This window comes from Alteromonas sp. McT4-15 (assembly GCF_020515205.1).
Taxonomy (GTDB): Bacteria; Pseudomonadota; Gammaproteobacteria; order Enterobacterales; family Alteromonadaceae; genus Alteromonas.
Genome location: NZ_JAJALG010000016.1, coordinates 1 through 22,393 on the forward strand (window position 1 = coordinate 1; position 22,393 = coordinate 22,393).

Here is a 22,393-nt window from a genome sequence, read left to right on the forward strand (position 1 = left end):
CCCAAGCATTTTCTAATATGTTTTATTCACATATCGATAGTTTTCTTATAAAAGGAAATAAACTTCGCCAATGTGATGAAATTGCAACTCAATTATCCGCAATAGCTGAGTCGTTAAACAACATTTCTAACCTCTATCAAGAAATGGACATTCCTAAATTAAGTGAAATTCCAACGAATGAGTTTATAGATAATGTTTCCAGATGCCATGAAGCCATTAATGAGTCGGAATCAGTACTATGGGAGTTACGGGAAAAGGGCAAAAAAGAAGGTGAAACTAATCACTACAGCGATAAGTATTCATCTACTTTGAGAGATCTGCGGGAGCTTGATTATGCGTGCAACAATTTACTTGCATTTATTAACTCAATAACAGTCAAATTAGCTAACAACCCCTTCTTACTTCTCGAAGGAAAAGCCGGAATAGGTAAATCTCATTTACTTGCTGACGTTATTAAAACTCGAATTGCCTCTGGTCACCCTTCGCTATTTATTCTAGGTCAACAGCTTACTTTAGATGAATCGCCTTGGTCACAAATCTTTAAGAGGTTGCAGCTTAAAATTACTTCTCGTGAGTTCCTAGAAAAACTGAATTTATTGGGTCAAAAAGCAGGGAATAGAGTCTTAATATTTATTGATGCTATAAATGAAGGAAATGGCAACAAATTCTGGAATGATAACATCAACAGTTTTGTGGATGAAATCAAGGAGTTTGAATGGCTAGGTCTAGTCCTATCACTCAGAACAACATATAAAAGTGTGACAATTTCAGATGAGAACTTGGAACGCAATAATTTTGAAGTTCATGAGCATATTGGATTTCAAAATGTCGAGCTGGAGGCAGTTAATTTATTTTATGACTATTACAATATAGAAAGACCTTCGTCACCAAATCTTAACCCAGAGTTTAAAAACCCTCTATTTCTTAAATTGTTGTGTGAGGGGGTTAAGAAAAATGGCTTAACTAGAGTGCCTGTTGGATTTAATGGTATTTCAAATATTCTGAATTTTTTAGTGGAAGGAGTAAATAAGTCATTAGCATCACCCAGAAAATACGCGTTCGACCCCAGCTTCCCCCTTGTAAGAGACGCCCTCAACGAAATAGTAAAAGTTAAATTGAGTATTGGTAGTAGTAATATTTCACTTAAAGATGCTCATACGGCGGTTCAATCTGTTGTTAATGATTATGTTACTGATAAAACTTTTCTTAGCGCCTTAATTGATGAAGGATTGCTGACTAAAGGCATAGTTAGACATGATGATAACTCTACCGAGGAAGTGGTATATGTGGCTTTTGAAAGGTTTGATGATCATTTAACAGTCAAGTTCTTATTAGACGATATTGAAAATATCGAAAATGAATTTAAAACTGATGGTCGCCTGAAAAGTTATTTTAAAGATGAATATGACTTTTACAGACACTCGGGGATAGTAGAGGCACTATCCATTCAACTACCAGAAAGATTTGGGAAAGAGCTATATGAATTATTGCCTGAGTTTAGTGAGAATCATAACTTACTAGAAGCATTTATTGAAAGTTTGGTTTGGCGAGACATCAATGCCATTGATTTCGAAAAAATAAAACCTTTTATCAACGAGCAAGTGTTTGGGTTTAACAATAGCTTTGATCATTTTCTAGAAGCAATTATCTCTATTTCAGGGTTAGTTAATCACACCTTCAATGCTAATTTTTTGCATAATTGGTTAATGCAACACACCTTAGCCAATCGAGATGCATTTTGGACTACACAGCTCAAATATAAATATAGTGAAGATTCTACATTCAGACACCTAATAGATTGGGCGTGGGCTAGAACAGACAAAAGCTACATTTCAGACGAGTCAATCGAGTTGGTGGCAACTAGTTTATGTTGGTTTTTAACTTCGAGTAATAGAGAACTTCGCGATTGTTCCACCAAAGCTTTAGTGAGTTTACTAGAAAATAGAATCCCTGTTTTAACAAAAGTAATCGATAAGTTTGATGGGGTGAATGACCCTTATGTTTGGGAAAGAATATTTGCAGTTGCGTTAGGCTGTTCATTACGAACTGATAATGTTCACGAATTAAAATATTTAGCCGAAACTGTTTATCACAAAGTATTTTGTACTGAATATGTGTATCCAAATATTTTACTCAGAGATTATGCAAGAGAAATCATCGAATTTGCTATTCACTCTGGGCTGGTGCTTGACGATGTTGAACTGGTTAATACTAGACCTCCATATAATAGTAGTTGGCCTGATGAAATTCCTTCAAAAGAAGAATTAGAGTCCCTGTATGACAGAGACCCCTATTGGACACTTTGGGGCTCGATTATGGGAGGCGGTGACTTCTCTCGATATACGATTGGAACAAATCACAATCACTCGGATTGGTCAGGTTGCAAGTTTGGTGAAATCCCTGTCGACCGTAAGCAAATATTTGAAACATTTCAAAGTAAATTATCTGATACCCAGAAAGAGCTTTATGCAGCCACTGACCCAATCATTTATGATGACAAGGCCGAAGAAATTACATTTGGTGACACTACGATTAGGTTTGGTAGCGCAATAGGCAGAAAAGACCAGGATGAAATAAACGCGAACAAGCAGTTGTTTAAGAAGTCTTTGCCAGACGACTTATTAAATGACTTTGAGAAAGATATAGAGCCGTATCTTGATCACAATAATAATTTACTGGATACGGATAAACACTTTGATCTTAGAATAGCAGAACGCTTTATATTCAATCGTGTTATAGAGCTAGGTTGGGATCCCGACAAACATGGTGATTTTGACCGACAAATAGGATCTGGCCGTGGTCGTCGAGAGTCATTTCAAGAGCGAATTGGTAAGAAGTATCAATGGATTGCTTATTATGAATATATGGCAAAGCTAGCTGATAATTTCATTCGATTTGAGGGTTATGGTGATGAAAGAAAGGAAAGCCCATATCAAGGCCCATGGGAGCCTTACGTCAGAGATATAGATCCTACGATCTTACTCAAAGAAACAGGAACCAAGGTGGTAAGCAATCAAGACATGTGGTGGCTTAATGATGAAGTATTTGATTGGGATTGTTCTTATGAAGAATGGATTAAAAGCCCTAATACAATAGCTAATCCATATGGTTTGATTGAAGTTAAAGATAACACCGGTGATGAATGGTTAATATTAGAAAGTCACCCATCTTGGAAAGAACCCAAAATTATTGGCAATGAAGATTGGGGGCACCCAAGAAAAGAGGTTTGGAGTCATATCAGAAGCTACATCGTTAAAGTAGAAGAATTTGAAAATTTTAAGGACTGGGCCTCAAATCAACATTTCATGGGCAGATGGATGCCTGAAGGCAGTGACAGATACCAATTATTTAATAGAGAGTTCTATTGGTCCGAAGCATTTCAGTTTTTCAAATCAGACTATTACGGTGGCTCCGATTGGACCTCTGTATCGGATCAAGATTCCAGAGCAAAGATAGCTGACGTTAGTATTACTTCTGTTAATTATTTGTGGGAAGAAGAGTTCGATAAATCAAAAATAGAAACTTTGAGTTTTCTGAAACCTAGCAATTTAATCTTTGAAAAGATGGGCTTAACAAATGGAGAAATGGAAGGTAGTTTCAAGGATCAAAACGGAACTATAGTTTGTTTTGCGGCCGAAGCTTTACATGCGTCAAAGGCTCATTTACTTGTAAAAAAAGAACCATTTTTAACAATGTTAAAGGAAAATGGCCTCGAAATAGTTTGGACATTGTTGGGTGAGAAAGGAGTTATAGGTGGTTCCCTCACTTCCAGTCATCATTATGGTCGACAGGAGTTTAGTGGAGCGTATTATTTTGATAACAACCAGCTAAGTGGAAGTCATAAAACTTATTCCATGCGGTAAAGTTGATATAAATACTTTGTCCGTGGAAACTGGTGATTCGAGTAAAGCAGCTTATCTTGATGGTTAAAAAAGTAACCTTTGAAAGTTGTTTTAGGAAGAAATGAGCAGCACTATTAATGAAATTTGGGGGAGTTAAAAGTAACCTTTTAAGCTGTTTTGTTGCATTGAACTGTGGGTTACTTTTTTCTTCAGCAAAGTCATATTTCATAGATGCTTTACTAAAGTAACCTGTTTGGTTTTTCATATTATATGCAGGCAATGTGATTTTGCTTTGCAAAACGCGTCAAATACGCAGCACTCTCTCTCACTTGAGAAACACTGCCAGGTGCCGACTGTACGTCAGAGACATGCATAACCTGAATGGAGTCAATAACCATAATCTTAGGCTTTTGGGTAAGCGCCAAATCACAAATGGTCTCGACATTGGTTTCAGCAAGCATCATTAACTTGTCATCAGGTAGGTTCAGACGCTTTGCGCGCATTGCAACTTGCTGCAACGACTCTTCACCAGTGACATAAAGTGCCTTTTCTACTTTTGCCATCTGACACATGACTTGTAAGAGCAGTGTACTTTTCCCTGCTCCCGGCGAGCCGCCTATCAACATTGCTGCGCCAGGCACAATACCACCACCAAGTACTCTATCGAGTTCTTTAAACGTAGAGCTAAATCGAGGCAATGACTCAAGGTCAATGGCATTCAAAGTCTCAATTTTTGCAGCAGTTTGCCCAGCATAACCGGACGTCGATTGACGCGTAGATGCTTTGGCACTGGCTACAACAAACTCACTTATTGTATTCCATGCTTTACATTCTGAGCACTGCCCCTGCCAGCGTGGAAACTCTGCGCCACAGTCGGAACATACATAAGCGGTTTTACGTTTTGCCATATTGCTATTTTATCCGTCACATAAAAGGAGTATTCTATCACCAACATCAACAATATAAGTACACCCCGCAAGACCTTTTTACACGGTAGAGGATCGTTAACTGTCTACACATCATATCATGCCAATATTTGGGCTACATTGTTACAGACAGCCGTGGATTTCAGGGACAACAAGGTCTAAAGGCTTCATATTAATGAGTTTGGCTGAATTGCCGATAACAACTAAAATAATGATACTTAAAGACAAAGTTGCGCATTCATGAGTCAAGATTTAAAGCAATATGCTGACATAATAGACCAGCTAAAGCCTATGGTTAATGAACCTGAGTTCAACCAAGTATTGCTTCAGATCGCGTCTGACGTTCCCAAAGAAAAACGCTTTCTTATCAAGATGGAAGTAAAGCGCTTGGCAAAGCCTTGCTTGCGCACCATCGATTTACGCGGCCACGTTGACGGCAAGTGTAACAAATATGTTCATGAAGGCCGCACTCACTACATGGATGAGATAGCGGTTGATAAGTTTGAAGAGCAATTGCGCGTTTTCGGAAGGTATACCTATGGCGTATACGAAGCCGTCCAAAACACCGAAAACAACTTCCGTTTAATGCGCGAGAAAGAGTTAGCGCAGGAACGCGCAGACAAAGAGAGCCCGCAAATAAAGAAGCGGTCTGCGGTGTTAGAACAATTCAAGGTTCCCACAGTTAACTTATTAGATTACCAACAGCGTAACGCCGAAAGGATGAACTTTGCTGTCGCGGTAGAAATCTTCGATAAGTCAGGGCAATCGGTCAGAGGACTAAGCGTCGACATTTCACTGAAAGGTCTTCAGGTCAAACTTTCTAAAGACACCTTTTTTCGCCAAGACGAAACACTCTTTATTTACTTTAGAGGGCTAGAAAGTGAGTTTGCGTTAGACAAAAAAAATGGTATTGCTTATAAACTCGTAAAAGTTAGCACAAAGAATGACGTCAATTACCTAGCGCTGCAACGGGATGCTGATTATCCAAATACCGCTTTTGATAAGTTTCTAGATAACTTTATTACCGGCAACAAACGCCGCTATAAAGTAAATATGACCAATACCTTAGACGCCATAAAAAGTAAAATTTGCGAACAGTACTTTTCACCTCGTAGCCCAACGCTCCCCGTTTTTATTGATGTGATTAACTCTACCATGGTACCGCGCTATGCAATGATGAACGAAGTGAATAGGGAAACCATTCATTATTGGCAAGATGAAGAAGATGTCTGCCGATTAAATTTTTTGCTAACGCAAGAGCGGCTAACGCGTTTAGTCAATAAGCCTGAAGATGCAAGAGAGATTTTTGTATTTAGCTTTACGCACCTACAAAATGATAAGGTCTATTTCTATTCAGCGTCTTACGAAGAGTTACTTCAAAAAGAAATTCTTGCAAAGGTGTTCTTGGGATTTGGCAGTAAAAAAGTAAGTTGGCGCGTGTTTAAGATTACACTGACCGAAATGACGCCAGAACAAGCGTACATACCCTTATCTATTCCAGATTCGGTAGGCAATAAAGTTAAAAAGTTAAACACCCCACCGTCTGCAAGACTGATGTCAAAGCTAAAGAACTTACGTTACTTAGCACACATTACCGATGTTACATCTGTTACCGGCCAAGAAACATATAACGAATTTAAGTTTAATCGCGATAACTTAACGCACCTGCGCAATTTTGGTCATCCTCGCAATCGGGCGCCTTCAAACATTCAAATTGTTCGCTTTAAATACGAAGAACAGCGGATAGAAAGTCGCTATCAACTAAGAACACAAATTGAAGCGCGCTTTAATTCCGACGATATTGTGCACAAAGGGATAAGTGAAGATATCTCTGTTCACGGTTTAGGTCTTCGTATTGAATTAAGTAAAGAATACAAAGGTACACTTGATGGTCGAGTGGAAGTCGCGTTTCCACGACTTCAGGAAATCACCAAAAATTTTGATGTTATGCATCTTCAATACGACATTGTGTATCACAATGTCGAAAAGAACATACTTCATTTAAAAGCAGTTGCCGGCGATGAGGGTAAAAGTGCACGCTTATTTTTTGAAGAGCTTATCAAGAAAAACAAGAGCAGCTTAAAGGTTGAGTCTGACGAAGAAGAAGTGCCGGGTATGGGGCAAGCATTGCGTTGTATTAACGCACGAAATGCGACCTCACTTTCATTTCTGATGAATAAAGAAGGCATTCGCTATACGCCTCAAGCTTGTATCATTGGCAAACAAGATGAACGCGTAACAACCCTGACTACTCAGTTTGCAGAGCAAGACAAAGTCAATTTGGAGTTCTTTTTCAGAGATAGAAAGCAGGAGTCACCTTTCGTACAAAGCGGTATTAAAGCCGTTAAACTCGAAAACATGCCGCTAAGAGAAGAGTTATTTATCTCATTTGACGTCTCGCAAAAAGACCCAAGAATGGCGATAATTCCCCGCTATTCGCATAAATTTGACGATAACGAACAGCGCAGAGCATTTATCAAAGAAGCGATGACGCGTGGTCAATTTATCGCTTTACATATAATGCTGACCACAACGGGTAAGCCAGACATGACGATGCTGCAAACCGAAATTAACTACGTCACTATGTACGCCATGCATCGTGCTCGTGACCTAGAAAAGCAGATGTGGAGTATTGCTGCGTGTTCCCACCTTATCGATGTGACCGACGAGGTGTTAATACGCTATGGATTTAGTATTGAAGATGTTACGGCTAATAAAACGTTAAAGAGCGCATCACACGCCGCATCGTTGTTTGCTAGTTAAGCATAGCTAACTAATTTGAAAACTCACCGCGAAAAAAGAGCGCCATTTAGCGCTCTTTTTTTCGGAATTACATTTTAAGAGCCTAAGAAGTACAGCATACTGTGTAAACTGCCCACGCGGATTGCAACATCAGCCTTTTCATTAACAAGTGGTTTTCCATGGCATGCGACACCCAGTGCTGATTGCGCCATCATAACAAGATCATTTGCACCATCTCCCATTGCCACAGTTTGACTACATGGAATAGACCATTCACGTGCCAACGTTTCTACGGTGCGCGCTTTGACATCTGCATTAACAATTTCCCCTACTACTTTACCTGTTAGCTTGCCTTCACTGATTTCCAACGTATTAGATATTGCATAATCAAGTCCCAGCCTCTCTTTGAGGTAATCTGCGAAATAGGTAAAGCCTCCTGACGCAATGGCAAGTTTCCATTTATGTTGCTTGAGGGTTGATAGCAGCACTTGAATGCCAGGCATAAGGGGAATGCTGTCTCGAATTTGCGCGAGGTGAGCTACCGGCACATTTTCAAGACAAGCCACCCGGTGCACCAAGCTATCATTGAAGGCTATTTCTCCACGCATGGCCTTAGCGGTAACTTCAGCAACCTGCTCCCCCACATCAGCCAGCTTTGCAATTTCATCAATACACTCTATCGCAATGACCGTGCTATCCATATCCATTACCAACAGGCCTGGCGTATCAAGACGTGGTCGCTCTCCTTGGACACCTGCATCAATGTTAAATGATGCACTGACCCCTGAGAGGGTTTTATTAAGGACTTCACGCTCAACACTATCTAGGTTTCCCCTTACCTCTACGACGTCATCTCCAAACTGTTGATGCAGCGCATGAAATGCAATACTTACTGGCGTAAAACAGTGTGCTAAAGCCGATAAAGCGCCTGCCAATAAATGGCCTGTGAGGGCCTGACCTGCGATGGTTAAAGTGTGGGAAAATGCGATTTCAGAGTGTTGCTTTGAAACAAAGGAGGCTAACGCACTAGCATTATGGCGAGCATCATCAGTTTGAGCACTTAACAGCGTGTCGATGGTAGATTGCACGGGGTATATCCGAAAATGATTGATGAACTAATGCTAACCAATTACCTCTTCTAATAAAATATCCTCTTTTAAATTATTTCGAGTTATCCTAGTGTTAGAAGTATTAAGCATTATCAATAAATAAAGGCGGCACTATTGGCAAACGCTAATCCACCAAAGTATGTGCAAGCTAACAACGACTCCCACTCGGTGTACACCGCATTAAAGAGGTTGTTCCACACGCTTGTAGTGTGTGTTGTTATAGCACTTGTTGTCGCACTGGTTTTGTTGTTCCAGCAATATCAGCAAGATTGGCTAACCGTGCAAACACGCTTCTCTGGTGAAAGTATCGCTAGACAATACGCAAAGCTATTGCAACCCTCACACTTAAATAACGAAAGTGTTGATGATGAGGTTACGCATGGCGCCACAACTAACACTTCTCAAACAGGTTTAACGCGCGCGCGTATCGAGAAAATTATCGCTGTATTGACACAAGAGCCACACATTGTAGGGGTCTCGGTTTTTGATAAAGAGGGACGATATTTGGCTCCTCTACCAAAAATCGACAGCGTCGTTGCCATGAGTCAAACAGATGGCCTTACCCCCCTAACCTACGTCGAACCCGTTACCAATGAAAACGGTGTGCTTTTAGGGTACGTAAACATTCATATGAATACCCAAGCGGTGCTTGAGAGCCCGCTGACCTTACGTTATCAGTTAACATTGATTGCGTGTATCTTGGTTTTTCTTGCCTTACTTTTGGGGATTTATGTCACCAGAGGGTTCTATAAGCTGCGTCCGTGGGTAATTGACACTATCGAGTCTAAACGGTTTAAGTAAATGAGATTTTGCTGAGGCAATTAGGTAGGCCTGTGTATAGGACATAACTGGCTAATCACTTCCCTAAACCCTTTCACCTAGAAAAACCCGCTGGTAATTCTTTGTCGTTTGTTTCTTCAAGACCATAGCACTTACGCCTGTAATCGACGTAAGTGTATCGATTACATCTCCAATATAACGAGGTAAATTTGGCTGACCTTGGCGACCTTGCATCGGCATATCAGGCGAATCGGTTTCAAGCAATAACGAGTCTAGGTGGTGCTTGACGAGATAGGCGACTGTGTCTCTCGTTTTCTTGGCGCGTTCGTACGTAATAGTACCTCCTATACCCAAGCACAACCCACGGTCAATATAACGCTTAGCGACATCTATACTGCCTGAGAATGCATGTACAACACCACCATATTTAGGCTGTGTTTTCTTAAGGGCTTCAAACAACAAATGGTGGCTTTTTCGATGATGTAAAATAACGGGTAAGGCTACGTCATTGGCAATAGTGAGTTGCGCATCCAACACGTTCTGCTGAAGAGGCATTGGTACTTGTATATGCCCATCTAAACCCGTTTCACCTATCGCTTTAACTGACGAATGCATAGTTTCACATGCATGCTCCAGCGCACTTATTAAATACGAGGTAGGGTCGTCTCGGCCCACTGCTGCAACTTGCTCGGCATGTTGAGAGTGTGACAAAAAATAGGGGTGGAGGCCTATTGCGGTATCGATGGGAACAACATGGCTGTACTGCTCACTTATCTTCTGAAGCACCTGCCATGATGCTACCGTCACGCCAGGAGCAAGGATCCGCTCTACTCCAGCAAGTGCAGCCCCTTTGATAACGTTATCTATGTCATCAACCAGCGGGGCAAGATTAAGGTGACAGTGACTATCTATCATGAAGCGCCCATTTAATCGCGGCTAGCGCTATGGCATCAAGCGCTGAGTGGTCCAAGTGTCGTCGGCCGCTTTATTATACTCAAACCGATCGTGTAGCCTGTCTTCTCCGCCCTGCCAAAACTCTATTTGATGTGGCACTATTCTGAAGCCTCCCCAGAAGTCTGGAACTGGAAGCTCTTTATTAGCAAACTTATCTTTTAGCTGTTTGAACTGGGTAAGCAATAATTCGCGACTACTTATTGGCTTACTTTGTTTAGATGCATAAGCCGCAAGTTGACTGTCTTTAGGGCGAGAGAAAAAGTAGCTAGCATTCTCAGACACTGACAGCTTTTCCACCGTGCCGCACACTCGAACTTGACGTTCCATAAAAAACCATGGGAAATGGCAAGAGACTTTAGGGTTTAACGCGAGCTCTTGTGCTTTTCGACTGCCCAAATTAGTAAAGAAGACGAATCCTTTTTGACTCACATCTTTGAGTAAAACAATACGCTGCGAAGGCTGCCCGGTCGCATCTACCGTTGCAACCGTCATCGCGGTTGGATCTGGAATGCCTGCGGCGATGGCGTCGTTAAGCCACTTATCGAATAAAAGAAAAGGATTAGAAGTTAAATCTGACTCACTCAAAGACCCTTTTGAGTACTGCCTGCGCATATCTGATATTGCCATATCACGCTCCCGCATTATACCGATATTAATAATTTGAGATGATAACGAGAAGGAGCGATGCCAAGATCACTTGGCATCAGACTTACGGTTTAATGTATAGCGATATTCGTTTAGAAATTGCTGTCGTCACCGTAACCAAGAGAGCGCAGCGCGCGTTCGTCATCAGCCCACCCTTGCTTCACTTTAACCCACAACTCTAAGAAAACTTTGTTATCAAACAAGTTTTCCATATCTTTTCGCGCTTGTTCACCGATAGTTTTAAGGTGCTTGCCACCCTTACCTATGATCATGCGCTTTTGTGTTTCCCGCTCAACCAAAATAAGACCACTGATGCGATAAACACCATTTTCAGCCATCTTAAATTGTTCAATTTCAACTGTCGTTGAATAAGGCAATTCATCGCCTGTGAAACGCATGAGTTTTTCTCGAATAATCTCAGCAGCCATAAATCGACTTGAGCGGTCGGTTATATAGTCTTCTGGGAAGAAGAATTCACTTTTTGGTAGTGATTCAGCCACAAGATCGCGAATGCCATCGATCATTTTTCCTTGCTTGGCACTAACGGGAATAATATGCTCAAAAGCGTGCTTTTCACCCAGCTTTTGAAGGTGCACCATAAAGGCCTCTTTGTTCTCTACTTTGTCCATCTTGTTGACAATAAGATAGCAAGGCAGATTTGACTGCTTCACCTTCGACAGTACCATTTCATCTTCGCTATTAAAGCGATCGCCTTCCACGACGAACAGAACAAGGCCCACTTCAGCCAAAGAGCTCGATGCTGCGCGGTTCATGTAGCGGTTTATAGCACGTTTTTCGTCTTGGTGAAGTCCGGGCGTGTCAACATAGATTGCTTGGTAATCACCGTCGGTATCAATTCCCAAAATGCGATGCCGCGTTGTTTGGGGTTTGCGCGAGGTAATACTGACCTTCTGACCAAGAAGTCGGTTGAGCAGTGTTGATTTACCCACATTTGGACGACCAACAATAGCCACTAGACCACAACGTGTTTGCACATCAGGCAATGCACCAGACTCGGTTTCATTATGCGTTGTCATCTAGCTTCTCCAAGGTTAAACGCGCAGCTTCTTGTTCTGCTTTACGACGGCTATTACCTGACGCAACTACAGCGTCACTTAAGCTTTCTACTTTGCAGCTCACTTCAAATGTCTGCGCATGATCTTTACCCGAAATCGACAATACTTCGTAGGTAGGTAGTGCTTGCTTGCGACCTTGCAAAAACTCTTGAAGGCGGGTTTTACTATCTTTGGGGTGCGCATTAGGGTCGAGTTTTACAATGCGCGACTCCCATAATCGGTCGATAACACCACGCACTTCGTCCATACCTGAATCTAAGTATATTGCCCCTAAAATCGCTTCTACCGCATCGGCCAAAATTGAACTTCTTCTATGGCCTCCACTTTTAAGCTCACCAGGGCCTAGGTTGAGCAGTTCTCCAACGCTCGCCTCTTTCGCCAACTCTGCCAATGTTTCCCCTTTAACCAAGGTAGAACGCATACGCGTGAGTTTTCCTTCGGGAACCGTAGGAAAACGCTTAAAAAGCGTCTCCCCTACTATCATACCGAGTATAGCATCACCCAAAAACTCTAAGCGCTCGTTGTGCTGCTTTGCTGCGCTTCTATGGGTTAGCGCTTGTTCTAATAGCGCTTCATCGTTAAATGTGTAACCTATCGCTTTGTACAAACGACGATATTTATCAATACCTTGCATTAATGAATGCCACCTACACGCTCAAATCGAACTCCGGTTGGAACCCACGAAGGAAGGGCATCAGAAGGCTGTCGTTCAAATTCAAATGATATCCAAATAGCGACTGCTTTGCCCACTAGGTTTTCATCAGGTACAAATCCCCAGAAACGACTGTCTCGGCTATTATCACGGTTATCACCTAGCACAAAATATTGACCTTCTGGAACTATCCATTCGTTACTACGCGTACCAGGTTGGGTATAGAAATTGACTGGTGATATTTCACGTACTGGATGACGTAATATATCGTGCTCTACTGTGCCCAAATCTTCGGTGTAACGCATCAGTTGCGCCATATCCTGTACAAACTCTCCGCGCTCCTGGAAATCAAGTGGCACCGCCTTTAGCTTTGGACAGTTACTGCCTGTTTCACATTTGGGTTTAATGTAAACCTGCTTGTTTTGATACACCACTGTATCGCCGGGTAACCCGATAACACGCTTGATATAATCTATCGAAGTGTCTTCTGGATATTTAAAAACAACCACATCACCGCGCTCAGGAACACCCGTTTCAATCATCTTGCTTCTGAATACCGGATCTTTAACACCGTATGCGAACTTCTCTACCAAGATAAAATCGCCTACTAACAAAGTAGGCATCATTGAACCTGAGGGTATCTGGAACGGCTCGTATAGAAACGAGCGCAGTACCAACACAAACGCAATCACAGGGAATATTTGCTGTGAGGTATCTACTAAATAAGGAAGCTGGGGATCTTCTCCGTACGCCGCACCCTCTGCGGTAGCCGCGGCCTGCAGACGCGCTTTGCGTTTAGGCGCAAACACTAGGCTGTCCACTAGCCAGATAAGCCCTGTCACTAAGGTGAGCGCAACCAAAATCAGGGAGAAGTAATTCGCCATTATTTACCTACCTTGAGTACTGCGAGGAATGCATCTTGTGGTAACTCAACATTACCCACCTGCTTCATTCGCTTCTTACCTTCTTTTTGTTTTTGAAGTAGCTTTTTCTTACGGCTAACGTCTCCGCCGTAACATTTTGCAATTACGTTTTTACGCAACTGTTTAACTGTGCTTCGTGCAACAATATGGTTGCCAATAGCTGCCTGAATTGCAATATCAAACATTTGGCGAGGAATCAGCTCGCGCAGTTTCTCTACGAGTTCACGACCTCGGCCTTGTGAGTTTTCTCTGTGGGTAATTACAGCTAATGCATCCACTCGTTCACCATTGATTAGAATATCAACCCTTACCATGTCTGAGGTTTGGAAACGTTTAAAGTTATAATCAAGTGATGCAAAGCCACGACTGGTTGACTTCAATCTATCGAAGAAATCAAGCACTACTTCTGCCATTGGCAGCTCATAGGTTACTGCTACTTGCTTACCGTGATATGTCATATTGGTTTGCATACCACGCTTCTCAACACATAGCGTAATAACGTTACCCAAGTACTCTTGAGGAACAAGAATGTTCGCTTCAACCATAGGCTCGCGAATTTCGGCAATGTCGTTAACTGGTGGTAACTTAGCTGGGCTATCTACGGTGAGAATCTCGCCCTTGGTGGTTTCTACTTCGTAAATTACCGTAGGGGCTGTCGTGATAAGTCCGAGATCGTATTCGCGCTCTAAACGCTCTTGAATAATTTCCATATGAAGCATGCCTAGGAAGCCAATACGGAATCCGAAGCCTAATGCTGCCGAGCTCTCTGGCTCATAGAAAAGAGACGCATCATTTAAGCTTAGTTTAGCGAGTGCATCGCGGAAATCTTCGTAATCATCAGAACTTATTGGGAAAATGCCCGCATATACCTGTGGCTTCACTTTTTTGAACCCAGGAAGCATTTCTTTTGCTGGCTCCCTTGCAAGGGTGATCGTGTCACCAACCGGCGCTCCTTGGATATCTTTGATACCCGCAATAATGAAGCCTACTTCACCTGCTCGTAGCACACCTGTTTCAAGAGGTTTTGGCGTAAACACACCAATTTTGTCGACCTGGTGAGTTTGGCCATTCGACATAATTTGGATTTTGTCTTTTTTGGTCAACTGGCCTTCGACAATACGCACCAAAGACACAACACCTTGATAGTTGTCGAACCAAGAGTCGATGATAAGTGCTTTTAATGGCGCCTCTCGATCACCTTGAGGGGGTGGGATCTTGTTAACAATAACTTCTAATACGTCTTCAATACCAATGCCCGTTTTCGCAGAGCAACGCACTGCGTCTAACGCATCAATACCAACAATGTCTTCTATTTCTTCGGCAACGCGATCGGGCTCTGCTTGAGGCAAGTCAATTTTATTAAGAATTGGAACTACTTCCATATCCATTTCAATGGCTGTGTAACAGTTCGCCAAGGTTTGTGCTTCAACCCCTTGCCCAGCATCAACAACCAACAATGCACCTTCGCAGGCCGCAAGAGAACGCGATACTTCATAAGTAAAATCAACGTGTCCTGGCGTGTCGATGAAGTTTAACTGATAGGTTTCACCATCTCGTGCTTCATAGTTTAACGTAACGCTTTGCGCTTTAATGGTAATACCGCGCTCTTTTTCTAGGTCCATTGAATCGAGAACCTGCTCAGCCATTTCGCGATCGGAAAGCCCTCCACAGTGCTGAATTAGACGGTCAGAAAGCGTAGACTTACCGTGGTCAATGTGGGCGATAATACTGAAATTACGAATGTGCGACTGTTGCATAATGCTGGAAGTTACCTGCAGAAAAATTCATTAAACAAAATAAAGCTACGAGTTATACGCAGCGCGAGCGGATTTTACCCATTTCTTTAGCGAAAAGCGAATTCGCATGATGTAATTTTGGTGATATTTGCGATGTGTAGATTTACAGGGGTATTGAAACTACCTCAGATGGTGATCTTTCGGCCCTATTTTTGTTTTGCAGCTTCAACGTCATTACCTTGCTAAAAAGTTAAGCGCTGATTTTCCCAAGCAATACTGCTTGATACTTGTTACTTTCAGTCTTATGAAGCCTTCTTGCGATAAACCGATACGCAAAAACAGTAACCATACCACTTGGCAACAAAGCCCAAAGTTCCTGCTCAAGACCAAGCGCTGCAAGCGAAAAAGACGACAACACAAAAGATGCCATAAACACTATCAGTGGCATCAGGTATAGCCATGCCGATGCACTTAATACACCTGCTTCAGGGATCCCTACACTGACTTGTTGACCCACATTCACAGGCATAGGAGAGCGCAATGTCAGTTGCTGTGTCTTCGGCGCTAATGCACGAGAGACGAGCCCCGTTCCACAATCACTTTGTGCCTGACAACTACTACAGGTTGACTTGATTGCCGCCTCGACAGTAACTAAATCGCCATCAACGGCAACAACAGTAGCAGTTTCTTTAATCATACAGCCTGTATTCTCTTAATTTTAATTCACGGCCTTGGGGCCAAGTGACGTTGCAATAGCCTTAGCCGTTTGCAATGGAATTTCACCCACGATTGTCACTTGCGCCTTACCATCAGTTAGCGTCAAAAAAGTACTCAATTCATTGCGCAGTGCTAAATCGCCGCCTAACGCGTCTTCTGCTGGTTGCACATAAACAGACACATCCACAAGACCGTCAGATAATAGTTTATATTCTACCACTTTACCTGTTAATGCCAATCGCCGTGTATCTTGCTTTATTTCTCTCATGCCAGCCGGCATATAGCCAATATCCCAACTGTGCTCACGGGTTTGACTGGTGCCCATTGCCATTGGTTTCGGTAATGAACTTGGGTTTATTCTCGAAAAATAATCAGACGGTTCAGGGTTGATAGCAAAGGCAGTCACCTGAATCTGCTCTAGCAAAGCGCCTTGCAAGTCGAGCATATTCAGTTTCAACAACATACCTGACTCTTCGTCTAACCAAAGCTGGTAACCAAAACGCGTGTTGTCTCGACTAACAATACGAATTTGTTGAGCAGGTCGTCCAGCGACTCTTGCGCGACCAACGGGTACAAATTCATACGCTTCGAGAAGCTCTTCGGGATGATAGACCAATGCACTCGGTATAGGGCCATTGATATGGTTAGAGTGTAAACTGTAAGGTTGAACGTCTGGCTCAAAAACGCTAACAACGTCGTTGATACGGATGAGCTCGCGACCTGGGCCGTTTTGCAAACTTAACTGCTCAACTTCGGTACCATCCTCCAAAATGCCATGGCGCCATAGATACGGAACAGTTTCTTTCCCAGCGATGGTCTGTACAAAGGTCACTTGAAAATTAGCAGACGAAATAACGCGCTGCAGCTGAGACAGCCATTGCACAGTACTGATTGGATTCGAAGAGGTAGTTGCATTCTCTCGTTGTGAAGGCATTTCTTGCGCCAAGGCCGGCTCATTATCTGAAGGCTCTGTTGACGTTGAAGACTGTGCATCAGCTGAGGGCTGTGCATCAGCTGAGGGCTGTGCATGAGCTGAGGGCTCTTTACCCGCTTCAGGCTCTGCACTCGTCTGGGCGGCAGCATGCGATATAGAAAGACCTAGAATGACAATTGAAAAGAAAAGAGAAGTACGGCGCATTTTCCTTGCCTCAGAAACAGACAAACCAGCAGTAGATGCTGGTTTGCACTTTAAAAATAAACTGCTCACATGTAATTATGACACAATTACACTTAAATGTAGATGCGTGACGCTAACCGCCCAACGCTGACGATAATCAACAGCGCTTGCAAACAGCTACTCTGGGCGCTCAGCCTCCGAGTCTTGTTTGTCACTGTCGCTGGCTTCTTCAGCTTGCTTCAATCTAATTTGTTGCTCGTGATCGGCTATCAGCGCGTTGATTTTGCGTTTTGTCTCTAGCATTTCGTTCATATCGTTACGAGGAAGTGCGCGAGTTTGCTCAAGACTCACAGGAGATAAACCACCTTGAGGTCTTGTCGAAAACGTTTCAAAAGGTTCGCTTGGCGCAGGTTGGTTAAATTGCTGTACACCTAAAATAACGGCAACGGCAACAGAGGCTGCTACAGCGAATTGACTCGATTGCTTAGCAAATGGAACCACACTACCGAGCACTGGAATTGAGCGCCAGCGAGACGGTTTAGGTGCCACAATTGCGGGTTCATTCTCTAATGCAGCTGCAACACTTGCCGTAATATCTAATTGTGGGGCGACACTCGCTTCTTTTCTCATTGCACCGCGAATAACATGGTAACGTTGCCATTTGGCCTGAAGCGCTTCATCGTGCTTTATCGCATCGATAATTTCATTGCCTTCTATCTCACCATCCATGAATGCGGACAATTTTTCTTGCTGTTGCGTCATATATTCATATCCAGACCAATTTGATCGTTAACTACCCTAACACAGCTGTTAGTCATCGACGAAAAAAGAAAGTTCATCTTTTTTTTAATTTATTTCGATTAATTTTCTAACAGCGGCTGAATTACTTTATCAATGGCCTCTCGCGCTCTGAAAATACGAGAACGAACCGTCCCTACAGGGCACGACATCACGCTCGCTATTTCTTCGTAGCTAAGCCCTTCTATTTCTCGAAGTGTAATTGCCATACGCAGATCATCGGGCAGTTTTTCTACCACTTTAAAAAGCGTTTCTTCTATTTCTTCGGATAAAAGGCTTCTCTCCGGCGTAGATTGCTCTTTAAGTGCATCGCTGCCTTCGTAGTAATCTGCTTCATCTGCATCCACATCGCTTGCAGGCGGCTTACGCCCTTGTGATACAAGGTAGTTCTTCGCACTGTTTACCGCAATGCGATACAACCACGTATAAAAAGCACTATCGCCACGAAAGTTAGGCAGTGCACGATAGGCTTTAATAAACGCCTCTTGTGTTACATCCGCCACATCGCCTGTGTTTTTTACATATCGAGAAACCAAATGCATAACTTTGTGTTGATAGCGAGTTACCAACAAATTGAACGCATTTTTATCGCCACGCTGTACTTTTTCGACCAATTGTTGGTCGGTTATCTGCTCGCTCATTCGAGCCGTTACTCCCTACTTCTACCACACCCTAGCTCTCATAAGCATGGATGTAGACGCGTTCTTTTATTAAAAGTTCTGTCTAAGCATTAAAAATTTTAAAAAATGCGTGTATCTACACCTAACACTTATTGTGTTTTGTCACTCATCCTTTAGACTTGCCGAACCTTTGCTCGTTTGAATTGATATAAAAATACATGAAATCTGTATCGTCTTCACTAACTTCCACATCAAATGCAATAGAACACCGTTGCGATGTATTGATAATTGGAAGTGGCGCAGCTGGACTTAGCCTTGCGTTGAAGCTTGCTGACCATTGTCAGGTCATCGTTTTAAGCAAAAGCGATAGAAACGAAGGTTCAACGCGTTATGCACAAGGTGGCATAGCGGCAGTATTTGATGAACAAGACTCCATTGATGCACACGTTAAAGATACACTTAAAGCCGGTGGTGGTTTATGTGATGAGCCCGCCGTGCGCTTTACCGCTGAGCGCGCAAAAGCATCACTAGAGTGGCTTATTAGCTACGGCGTGCCCTTTGATACGGAAAAAAGTGAAAATGGAGAGGAACGCTTTCATTTAACGAGAGAAGGTGGACATAGCCACCGTCGCATTCTTCATGCCGCTGACGCTACAGGAGAAGCGCTACAAATCACGTTAAACGACGCGGTATCAACACATCCGAATATTCATATATTCGAACGCTACAATGCTATTGACCTCATTCCTTCAAAATCCAAAAAGAACCACTGTGTTGGGGCTTACGTTTGGAATAGACAACAAGAACATGTGGAAGTAATACGAGCACCGTTTATAGCGCTTGCAACCGGTGGGGGCAGCAAAGTTTATCAGTATACGTCTAACCCCGACGTTTCAAGCGGCGATGGCATTGCAATGGCTTGGCGGGCTGGCTGCAGAGTAGCCAATATGGAGTTCAACCAGTTCCACCCCACTTGCTTATTCCACCCGCAGGCTCGAAACTTTCTAATTACAGAAGCGCTGCGTGGTGAAGGGGCTAATTTGTGCCATGCTGACGGCACACGCTTTATGCACAAGTTTGATGAACGCGGCGATTTGGCACCGCGTGATGTCGTGGCTCGCGCGATTGATTATGAAATGAAGCGTTTAGGCGCAGACTGTATGTATCTTGACATCAGTCACAAGCCGGCTGACTTCATTGTTAAACACTTTCCTAATATTTATCGAAAGTGCCGTTCACTTGGCATAGATATAACCCGCGAGCCTATTCCTGTGGTACCTGCAGCACACTACAGCTGTGGTGGCGTCATTACTGATTTTAACGCAAAAACGGATCTTGATAATGTTTACGCTGTCGGAGAGGTTGCCTATACAGGCCTTCATGGCGCCAATCGTATGGCATCAAATTCCTTGCTGGAATGTGTTGTTTTTGCAACCGCCGCCGCTGAACATATCATTAGTAAGTTACCAAGCGCAGACTTCGAAGAAGCCATTGCGCCGTGGGATGAAAGTCAGGTTTCCAATTCTGATGAAGAAGTTATTATTCAGCATAATTGGCACGAACTGCGCTTATTTATGTGGGATTATGTTGGCATAGTGCGAACAGACAAACGACTAGAGCGCGCTATGCGCAGAATAAAGTTGTTAGAGCAAGAAATTGCAGAGTACTACGCCCATTTTCGAGTCAGCAACAATCTGTTGGAACTGAGAAATCTGGTTACCGTTGCAGAACTCATTGTACGCTGTGCAATGGAAAGAAAAGAGAGCCGTGGCCTACATTTTAACTTGGACCACCCCGAACAACTCGACGACCCGAAACCCACTATTCTGACACCGAAAAAGCAGTTATCCAGTGCTGATGTGGGTTCACTTATCACTGAAGCAAGCTTCCGTGACGGTGAAGGTACAGAGTAATTAATATAATGTAAAAAAGGTGAGTTAATACTCACCTTTTTTAATCGCATCAACTACAAACGTAAATTAAAAGCTAAGCTTTATTTCTACGTGAGTCAGTGTCTCGTCAAAATTAGTCACATCCACAAGAGCACTGTTATCCGTTACGCAGTGTTGATGAATATGTATGTCACTTGGTAAGAAAACGGGCTTCTTGAAGCGGCACTCCACGTCTTTTAAATGCAGTAAGTTTGAACCACTATGATGTGAAACAAACGCAGATACCGCCCTTGCAAGTGTCCACATGCCATGAGCAATAGGCTTCTTGAAACCAAAAGCTTTGGCCGAAATGGCTGTAATGTGTATCGGGTTAAAGTCGCCAGACAGCTTTGCATAGCGTCGCCCAGTATTGGATGGTACTGTAATTTCACTAATCAGCGCTTTTTGCTGAGTGTCACATTCTTCATGCGATTCGTTGTGTACTGCACGAGGTGCGACGTGAACAGCTTTCACTTTAACCAAATAGCTACTAATGGCGCGATATACCAATTGTCCGTGTTGCCATGCTTCTAGCATGACATCAACTTCCCACCCTCGCTGATGGGGCCGCACGTCATTAAAGCGCACACGACACTCAAACGCTTCACTAATGTCACACTCGTTAACGACGGATATACAATTAGCTGCATGAATAAGTCCCAGTAAAGGAAAAGGACTTTGCTTATCAAGCAGACACTGCATTTGAAGTGGAAGCGACAACATTTGCAAATACAACGGATGTAGTTGATCGCCGGCGGGCCAGTCAACTTCGTTGCAAAAGTTACCATAGTGAACGTTATCGATGTGTAGCGTTTTGGTGTAGATACGCTGTGGCAATGTAGGTGGCTTGAATTGCATCAACTGCCTTGTATCTACGCGCTTAAACAACGCTTTAGTATACTCACGAAACATCTATTTAATTCCTTGAAGGCGTTCCTTTTTCGCGAAAATTATTGCTCTTGCTAATCGGCGATAATCCGCTTCGGAACATTCATTTTTTAACACCCAAGCAAAATGAGTATGACTCCGGTCGAACCAACGATATTTTACGCTCGCCACTTCAATGCACAGTCCCCACACAAACATTTGAGAAGAAGAATGAATTTGCATAGGGATATTATCTGTATTGATTTGTAAGCGTGATAAAGTGTTGAAAAGCTGTACTCTGTCTTTTGTACGCGCAGACTCGTTGGTCACGCTAATAATACCATTGCTTGAAAGTGAAAGCGTATATCCGGGAATAACAACTTTGTTACTAAATATGCCGAACCATCTAAAAATAGTGGCCTTGTCTAGCATAAATACCACTGCACCACCGACAACAAAAAAACCAGCCCAAAACGCTATGAGCCCAAAAGGTGATACCCATGACCATGTTGCCGGTGAAGCACTTACCACTGCCAATGCAACACAGCATATTACAGATAGCGCAGTGGCTACATATCGGTAAGGAGAATATCTAATTTCAATCCTATACTTTGACACGGTTAACTATGGTTGCGACCATTGCCGCTAACTCTGGATCGTCACACTTCTGGTGACCCATTATCCACGCAAACAAATCTGGATCATCGCTAGTGAGTAAGCGCTCAAACGTCACTTGATCTTCATAACTTAAATCATCAAACGCTTCTTCAACAAAAGGAAGTAAAAGTACATCTAATTCGAGCATACCTCTTCGGCAAGCCCATTTTAATCGTGCTAGTCTTTTTGGTTCAAACATAGTGTCTTAATTATCGTTTTGAATTCACATAGGATAATACCACGCAAGCGGTGTGTGGATCACTGCTCTTTTGGTCTGATAACGCCTTTTCGATTCGCTTTG

General features: G+C 42.9%; 18 protein-coding genes and 1 pseudogene. 4 read left to right on the plus strand and 15 right to left on the minus strand.

What is annotated here, in order from left to right:
• Positions 1 to 17: 17 nt before the first annotated feature.
• Positions 18 to 3,863, plus strand: a complete 3,846-nt coding sequence (gene avs2, locus LHL20_RS12330; RefSeq protein ID WP_226433517.1) for an AVAST type 2 anti-phage system protein Avs2 — start codon at positions 18 to 20, stop codon at positions 3,861 to 3,863.
• 254 nt (positions 3,864 to 4,117) lie between these two features.
• Here the strand turns inward: avs2 and LHL20_RS12335 are convergent.
• Positions 4,118 to 4,750, minus strand: a pseudogene (locus tag LHL20_RS12335) (ATPase domain-containing protein); the annotation flags it as partial.
• 258 nt (positions 4,751 to 5,008) lie between these two features.
• On the opposite strand from LHL20_RS12335, the gene LHL20_RS12340 reads away from it, so the two are divergent.
• Positions 5,009 to 7,531 (plus strand): PilZ domain-containing protein, encoded by a 2,523-nt coding sequence (locus LHL20_RS12340; RefSeq protein ID WP_226433518.1) that lies wholly within the window; start codon positions 5,009 to 5,011, stop codon positions 7,529 to 7,531.
• 74 nt (positions 7,532 to 7,605) lie between these two features.
• On the opposite strand, the gene serB is transcribed toward LHL20_RS12340, so the two are convergent.
• Positions 7,606 to 8,598 carry a phosphoserine phosphatase SerB gene (serB, locus tag LHL20_RS12345; protein WP_226433519.1) on the minus strand — a complete coding sequence of 331 codons (993 nt, stop codon included), beginning with the start codon at positions 8,596 to 8,598 and terminating at the stop codon, positions 7,606 to 7,608.
• Between the two features lie 135 nt (positions 8,599 to 8,733).
• Here serB and LHL20_RS12350 point away from each other — a divergent pair, with 135 nt between their 5' ends.
• Positions 8,734 to 9,420: a hypothetical protein gene (locus LHL20_RS12350; RefSeq protein ID WP_226433520.1), complete on the plus strand. Its 687-nt coding sequence runs from the start codon at positions 8,734 to 8,736 to the stop codon at positions 9,418 to 9,420.
• 63 nt (positions 9,421 to 9,483) lie between these two features.
• Here LHL20_RS12350 and LHL20_RS12355 read toward each other — a convergent pair whose 3' ends face one another.
• The 10 genes from LHL20_RS12355 to rpoE all read right to left on the minus strand — a co-directional run bounded on the left by LHL20_RS12355 (position 9,484) and on the right by rpoE (position 18,658).
• Positions 9,484 to 10,314, minus strand: coding sequence for a TatD family hydrolase (locus tag LHL20_RS12355; RefSeq protein ID WP_226433521.1), 831 nt, complete (start codon positions 10,312 to 10,314; stop codon positions 9,484 to 9,486).
• A gap of 27 nt (positions 10,315 to 10,341) precedes the next feature.
• Entirely contained in the window at positions 10,342 to 10,980 is a 639-nt protein-coding gene (pdxH, locus tag LHL20_RS12360; RefSeq protein ID WP_226433522.1) for a pyridoxamine 5'-phosphate oxidase, read from the minus strand.
• A gap of 110 nt (positions 10,981 to 11,090) precedes the next feature.
• On the minus strand, positions 11,091 to 12,035 hold the full coding sequence (era, locus tag LHL20_RS12365; RefSeq protein ID WP_201283959.1) for a GTPase Era: 945 nt from the start codon (positions 12,033 to 12,035) through the stop codon (positions 11,091 to 11,093).
• Positions 12,022 to 12,708 carry a ribonuclease III gene (gene rnc / locus LHL20_RS12370; RefSeq protein WP_159626976.1) on the minus strand — a complete coding sequence of 229 codons (687 nt, stop codon included), beginning with the start codon at positions 12,706 to 12,708 and terminating at the stop codon, positions 12,022 to 12,024. Before rnc ends, era begins: the two co-directional genes overlap by 14 nt.
• Complete coding sequence (gene lepB, locus LHL20_RS12375) at positions 12,708 to 13,610, minus strand: signal peptidase I (protein ID WP_159626977.1); 903 nt, start codon at positions 13,608 to 13,610, stop codon at positions 12,708 to 12,710. Before lepB ends, rnc begins: the two co-directional genes overlap by 1 nt.
• Positions 13,610 to 15,406 (minus strand): translation elongation factor 4, encoded by a 1,797-nt coding sequence (gene lepA / locus LHL20_RS12380; RefSeq protein WP_226433523.1) that lies wholly within the window; start codon positions 15,404 to 15,406, stop codon positions 13,610 to 13,612. Before lepA ends, lepB begins: the two co-directional genes overlap by 1 nt.
• Before the next feature lie 229 nt (positions 15,407 to 15,635).
• Positions 15,636 to 16,082 carry a SoxR reducing system RseC family protein gene (locus LHL20_RS12385; protein WP_226433524.1) on the minus strand — a complete coding sequence of 149 codons (447 nt, stop codon included), beginning with the start codon at positions 16,080 to 16,082 and terminating at the stop codon, positions 15,636 to 15,638.
• Between the two features lie 21 nt (positions 16,083 to 16,103).
• Complete coding sequence (locus LHL20_RS12390) at positions 16,104 to 17,240, minus strand: MucB/RseB C-terminal domain-containing protein (RefSeq protein ID WP_226433525.1); 1,137 nt, start codon at positions 17,238 to 17,240, stop codon at positions 16,104 to 16,106.
• 156 nt (positions 17,241 to 17,396) lie between these two features.
• Positions 17,397 to 17,981, minus strand: a complete 585-nt coding sequence (locus tag LHL20_RS12395) for a sigma-E factor negative regulatory protein (protein ID WP_226433526.1) — start codon at positions 17,979 to 17,981, stop codon at positions 17,397 to 17,399.
• 98 nt (positions 17,982 to 18,079) lie between these two features.
• Positions 18,080 to 18,658, minus strand: a complete 579-nt coding sequence (gene rpoE, locus LHL20_RS12400) for an RNA polymerase sigma factor RpoE (protein ID WP_159626982.1) — start codon at positions 18,656 to 18,658, stop codon at positions 18,080 to 18,082.
• 197 nt (positions 18,659 to 18,855) lie between these two features.
• Here rpoE and nadB point away from each other — a divergent pair, with 197 nt between their 5' ends.
• Positions 18,856 to 20,550, plus strand: a complete 1,695-nt coding sequence (gene nadB / locus LHL20_RS12405; RefSeq protein WP_202261988.1) for an L-aspartate oxidase — start codon at positions 18,856 to 18,858, stop codon at positions 20,548 to 20,550.
• A 66-nt stretch (positions 20,551 to 20,616) separates the two neighbouring features.
• Here the strand turns inward: nadB and LHL20_RS12410 are convergent, their stop codons facing one another.
• The 3 genes from LHL20_RS12410 to LHL20_RS12420 are packed head-to-tail and all read right to left on the minus strand — an operon-like array spanning position 20,617 to position 22,291.
• Entirely contained in the window at positions 20,617 to 21,480 is an 864-nt protein-coding gene (locus tag LHL20_RS12410) for a MaoC family dehydratase (RefSeq protein ID WP_226433527.1), read from the minus strand.
• Positions 21,481 to 22,053, minus strand: a complete 573-nt coding sequence (locus LHL20_RS12415) for a hypothetical protein (protein WP_226433528.1) — start codon at positions 22,051 to 22,053, stop codon at positions 21,481 to 21,483. It abuts the gene before it with no gap.
• The gene (locus LHL20_RS12420) at positions 22,040 to 22,291 is read right to left on the minus strand and encodes an FAD assembly factor SdhE (protein WP_159626985.1); all 252 of its coding nucleotides are present in this window, start codon (positions 22,289 to 22,291) and stop codon (positions 22,040 to 22,042) included. The genes LHL20_RS12415 and LHL20_RS12420 overlap by 14 nt, the downstream gene beginning before the upstream one ends.
• Between the last annotated feature and the right edge of the window lie 102 nt (positions 22,292 to 22,393).

What these genes read in the sequence shown, in the direction of transcription:
- avs2 (WP_226433517.1), top strand. Translation starts at nt 18, where the DNA reads ATGTTTTATTCACATATCGATAGTTTTCTTATAAAAGGAAATAAACTT.
- LHL20_RS12340 (WP_226433518.1), top strand. Translation starts at nt 5,009, where the DNA reads ATGAGTCAAGATTTAAAGCAATATGCTGACATAATAGACCAGCTAAAG.
- LHL20_RS12355 (WP_226433521.1), bottom strand. Translation starts at nt 10,314, where the DNA reads ATGATAGATAGTCACTGTCACCTTAATCTTGCCCCGCTGGTTGATGAC.
- pdxH (WP_226433522.1), bottom strand. Translation starts at nt 10,980, where the DNA reads ATGGCAATATCAGATATGCGCAGGCAGTACTCAAAAGGGTCTTTGAGT.
- era (WP_201283959.1), bottom strand. Translation starts at nt 12,035, where the DNA reads ATGACAACGCATAATGAAACCGAGTCTGGTGCATTGCCTGATGTGCAA.
- rnc (WP_159626976.1), bottom strand. Translation starts at nt 12,708, where the DNA reads ATGCAAGGTATTGATAAATATCGTCGTTTGTACAAAGCGATAGGTTAC.
- lepB (WP_159626977.1), bottom strand. Translation starts at nt 13,610, where the DNA reads ATGGCGAATTACTTCTCCCTGATTTTGGTTGCGCTCACCTTAGTGACA.
- lepA (WP_226433523.1), bottom strand. Translation starts at nt 15,406, where the DNA reads ATGCAACAGTCGCACATTCGTAATTTCAGTATTATCGCCCACATTGAC.
- LHL20_RS12385 (WP_226433524.1), bottom strand. Translation starts at nt 16,082, where the DNA reads ATGATTAAAGAAACTGCTACTGTTGTTGCCGTTGATGGCGATTTAGTT.
- LHL20_RS12390 (WP_226433525.1), bottom strand. Translation starts at nt 17,240, where the DNA reads ATGCGCCGTACTTCTCTTTTCTTTTCAATTGTCATTCTAGGTCTTTCT.
- LHL20_RS12395 (WP_226433526.1), bottom strand. Translation starts at nt 17,981, where the DNA reads ATGACGCAACAGCAAGAAAAATTGTCCGCATTCATGGATGGTGAGATA.
- rpoE (WP_159626982.1), bottom strand. Translation starts at nt 18,658, where the DNA reads ATGAGCGAGCAGATAACCGACCAACAATTGGTCGAAAAAGTACAGCGT.
- nadB (WP_202261988.1), top strand. Translation starts at nt 18,856, where the DNA reads ATGAAATCTGTATCGTCTTCACTAACTTCCACATCAAATGCAATAGAA.
- LHL20_RS12410 (WP_226433527.1), bottom strand. Translation starts at nt 21,480, where the DNA reads ATGTTTCGTGAGTATACTAAAGCGTTGTTTAAGCGCGTAGATACAAGG.
- LHL20_RS12420 (WP_159626985.1), bottom strand. Translation starts at nt 22,291, where the DNA reads ATGTTTGAACCAAAAAGACTAGCACGATTAAAATGGGCTTGCCGAAGA.